Annotated in this window: 4 protein-coding genes; all 4 read right to left on the reverse strand. The window is 68.1% G+C overall.

Annotated features, from left to right (window positions below; translation table 11 throughout):
- Positions 1–218 precede the first annotated feature (218 nt).
- Complete coding sequence (locus ITP53_RS54415) at positions 219–1547, reverse strand: hypothetical protein (protein WP_195903322.1); 1329 nt, start codon at positions 1545–1547, stop codon at positions 219–221.
- Between the two features lie 64 nt (positions 1548–1611).
- On the reverse strand, positions 1612–1938 hold the full coding sequence (locus ITP53_RS54420; RefSeq protein WP_195903323.1) for a helix-turn-helix domain-containing protein: 327 nt from the start codon (positions 1936–1938) through the stop codon (positions 1612–1614).
- Positions 1935–2369 (reverse strand): hypothetical protein, encoded by a 435-nt coding sequence (locus ITP53_RS54425; RefSeq protein ID WP_195903324.1) that lies wholly within the window; start codon positions 2367–2369, stop codon positions 1935–1937. Before ITP53_RS54425 ends, ITP53_RS54420 begins: the two co-directional genes overlap by 4 nt.
- On the reverse strand, positions 2366–3412 hold the full coding sequence (locus ITP53_RS58855; protein WP_207757733.1) for a tyrosine-type recombinase/integrase: 1047 nt from the start codon (positions 3410–3412) through the stop codon (positions 2366–2368). The genes ITP53_RS54425 and ITP53_RS58855 overlap by 4 nt, the downstream gene beginning before the upstream one ends.
- Between the last annotated feature and the right edge of the window lie 204 nt (positions 3413–3616).

The following is a 3616-nucleotide window of genomic DNA, read 5'->3' on the forward strand; positions in this document are numbered from 1 at the left end:
CCCTTGAGTTCGCGGGAACCGGCGGGATCTTGCTGCTCGGCTGCGGTCACCAGAAGCGCTCGGGCGTTTTCGGTGTAACGGATCGCGGTCTTGGGGTCGAGGCCGAACACCGATGCCAGGTGCAGTGGATCGGCACCGTGTGCCAGGGCCTCCTCGAGCTGCCGGTCCGTGCGAAGCCGTTCCAGGGTGGCGACCTGGCCGCGGAGTTCTCTGTCGCCTCATATGGTGCTGGCGGGGCCGATGCCCATCGCGCTCTTCTGATTGGTGATCAAATGCGGGTTCGCCGTGTCCGGCCAGCGAGTGCGCCTGTGGTGGAGCCAGTCGAGCAGGACCTGGTGCGTGAGCGCGTCGATCGGGCGGACCTTGCCGGCGATGGTAAGTCGCCGGTTGCCCAGGTCGACGTCGTCCAGTCGAAGCTCGCGGATCGCCTTGGTGCGGGCGGCGTAGATGGCGGCCAAGACGACAACGAGGCGAGCAACCGGGGTGGTGGCGATCTCGACCGCTTGCTCGACTTCCTCTTGGCCGAGGGGCTGCGCGATGCGGTAGGGATGCTCACCGACTTTGATATTGCGGACCGGATCACGAAAGATCAGGCGAGTCTTGCGGCAGAAGGCGAACAACTGGCGAAGCGCGACCAGGACGTTGCAGCGGCGGGAGCCATGCAGGCCGTCCAGGACGGCCTGGATGTCATCGCGGGTGATCTCCCGCAGGTGGTCGTAGCGGGCCGACCAATCCAGCAGGATGGGGCGGACCTCATTCATGTAGTTGTAGATGGAGGCCATGTCGCGGGGCGTGGAGCGGGGCCCGCCGTCATGCAGGGTTCGCAGCCATGCCTCGACAGCATGCCGGATGCCCGGGGCGAGTTCGTCGAGTTTGCTGTCCAGCCAGCCCTCGAACGCCGGTCTGCGGTCGTCGATCAGCACGCCCATCTCTGCCAGCACCACGGCGACCCGTTCGGCGTTGAGGTCTCGTGCGCGCATGGCCGGGAACAGTTCCGACCAGCGCACCACGTCACCGGCGGCATGCCGGGAAAGCGTGATGATCAGTCCGCGACGGACCGCGAAGCGGACGCCGCGACGCCAGCCACGAGCTTCTCCGCGCTGGTAAGCCAGGTAGATCGCCCAGCTCAACCAGGGGTTGGTGAGATCGATGTCAGCGGACTCATCGAACCGACTGAAGTCCCGGGCGGTCTCGAACAGCTTGGGCTGGATCCACCGGATCGGCGGCCGAGCGGCCGGGACCGGTGGCGGCTTGGGCGGGGCGCCACGTCGCGTGCCGTACTTGCGGGCCGGAGATTCGGCGCGGCGGAGCTTCATCCGGTCGAAGAACAGCTGGTGATAGCGCAGCGGCTCGCCCGATTCCAGCACACCGGTCGCGCCCCGAGGCAACTCGCCCGCGGTCTTGGACTCATGAGCGGCCTGCTGCCAGCACAATCGGCAGTAGCCCTTCTTCAGGGTGAGGGTTCGGCCGCATCCGGCGCACTGGCCCTCGCCGCTGAGGTAATGGTGGCGAAGTACGCTGCAGGACGAGCACCGGCGCTGGCCCATGACGCCCCAGGCCAGGCAGTCCACGCAGCTGCGGACGCGGTGAAGGGCCTTGCGCGGGGACATCTCACACCGGCGGCAATGAGCGTCCGTCCCGGCGTTTGGGTGTCACCGGCGGCCCGCCCGCCGAGGCCGTCACCGCGGGCTTTTCCTGCTGTTCATCGACTCGTTGGACCTTCTCCGGCTCTGGGATCAGCAGTTCCTCTGGTCCGCAGCCGAGCACGGCGCAGATGACGTTCAGGTCGGACAGCTTGATGCTGGCCGGCTCGCCCGACCACAGCCCGGACATCTTTCCGGCGCTGATCGCCAAGCCGTGATCGGCGAGCATGCGCTGCAGTTCGCTGGCCTTCCAGATGCCGCGGTTGGCGGCGGCCAGGCGCAGGTTCCACCTCATGTGTCCTGCCTCCACGGGCTCGGTGATGCGGCCGGGTGCCCGGCCGCGTGCCGGACCGCGGCCGCGGCCGCGGCGAGGTTGACGCCGTCCAGGCTGGTCAGCGTGTCACGCAGGTCGACCGGGATGCCGCCGCTCATGCTCGCGGCGATCCGCAGGACGGCGCGTTCGCCGCCGCTGCAGGGCAGCCGCCCGGAGTTCAGGGCTGTGATCGCCGCGTCCCAGTCGACGAAGGCCAGCGCGGTGGCCACGTCGGCGTCGATGGTGATGAACTCGTCGATGAAGTCGGGCCGGTGCAGCCAGATGTCGGTGTCGATGAGCAGTTCGACCCCGGCCTGGACGCAGGGCAGTCCGGTGGCGCCGAGCGTGAGCGCGCAAGCCAGATCACGATGGGCCCAGTAGCCGCCGGCCCCACCGGTGAGGGGTGCGGTCATCGCGTCAACCCTTTCAGGCGAGCGGCGGCACGCTGCTGACCTGCGATCCACGCGTCCTCGATGTGAGTCCCGGGGACGTGAACGTACTTCATGGTCGTGGCCAGCCAGGCGTGTCCGAGGACGGCCTGGATGGCCAGCAGGTCCATCCCGCCCAGGTAGAGCTGCGAGGCGCAGAAATGCCGCAGGACATGCGGCGTGACGGGGTCGGGCCAGTCCGGCAGATAGCGTTCGGCGGTGACCGCGAGCGCCGCCCGGAGCGTCTCATCGCCGACCCGGGCGGCGCTGCCGTCGGTGTTCTTGCGCTCCGAGGGCAGCAGCGGGACCCCGGGCCGGGCGTGGTCGTCGCCGAACTGACCCCACACGTCCTCAATGAACCACCGCAGGGTGGCCTCGGCGTTGTTGATCAGCGGGACCATCCGCTCACGCGGACCGGAGCCACGGGCTCCCTTGCCGTGGCGGACGTGCAGCTTGCCGAAGTGGCCCAGGTTCCACTTGATGTCGGACAGGTCGAGCTTGCAGGCCTCGTTGACCCGCAGCCCGACCTCGCTCATCAGCCTGGCGGCGGTGTAGTTGCGGGCGGCCGGCGCGAACTTGCGGCAGCTGGTCAGCTCTTCGCGCCATCCGGCGAACAGCCGGCGCACGTGATCGGCGGTGGGCGGGATCCGCAGCCGGGCCTCCTGACGGCCGCGGGGCCGGTTCATCTCATCGATCGGGCATTCGACGACACGGCCGGTCATCTGGTGAATCTCGATCTTGTGCCTCAGATCGAGGAACAGGAAGTAGGTCTTGATCGCCTGCGCTCGCGACAGGCGGGTGCCCCTGGCGGCGCCGCGCAGCACCTTGCCGAAATACACGTCGGCGTCGGCGGGCTCCATCTCCCACAGCGGCCGCCCGAACCACGCGCGCACCTGCTCCAGGTGCATCACGTCCGAGGAGATCGTGCCGTCCGACAGCCCCGCCGCCGCCCGGGCCAGTACGAACCCGGCCAGCACATCGGTCTCCAGCGCCTCCAGGTCCTCGGCGGTGGCCGGGGCACGGGCCACCCGAAGATCCTTCACCACAGCCAGCGCCAACTCCGGCCACCTCGCCTTCACCATCACAGCAAGACGAACGACCAGGACGATAGACCTTCAGAAACCCTGAAATCTCATCAACACCCGAAGAAGCCGGAGCACCAGCAGATAAGCCCAGGTCCTGCGGCTAGAGATGCTCAAGAGACTCAGAGGAACTCAAGGGATATTGCACAG

The organism is Nonomuraea cypriaca, assembly GCF_015645445.1.
Classification (GTDB): Bacteria; Actinomycetota; Actinomycetes; order Streptosporangiales; family Streptosporangiaceae; genus Nonomuraea; species Nonomuraea cypriaca.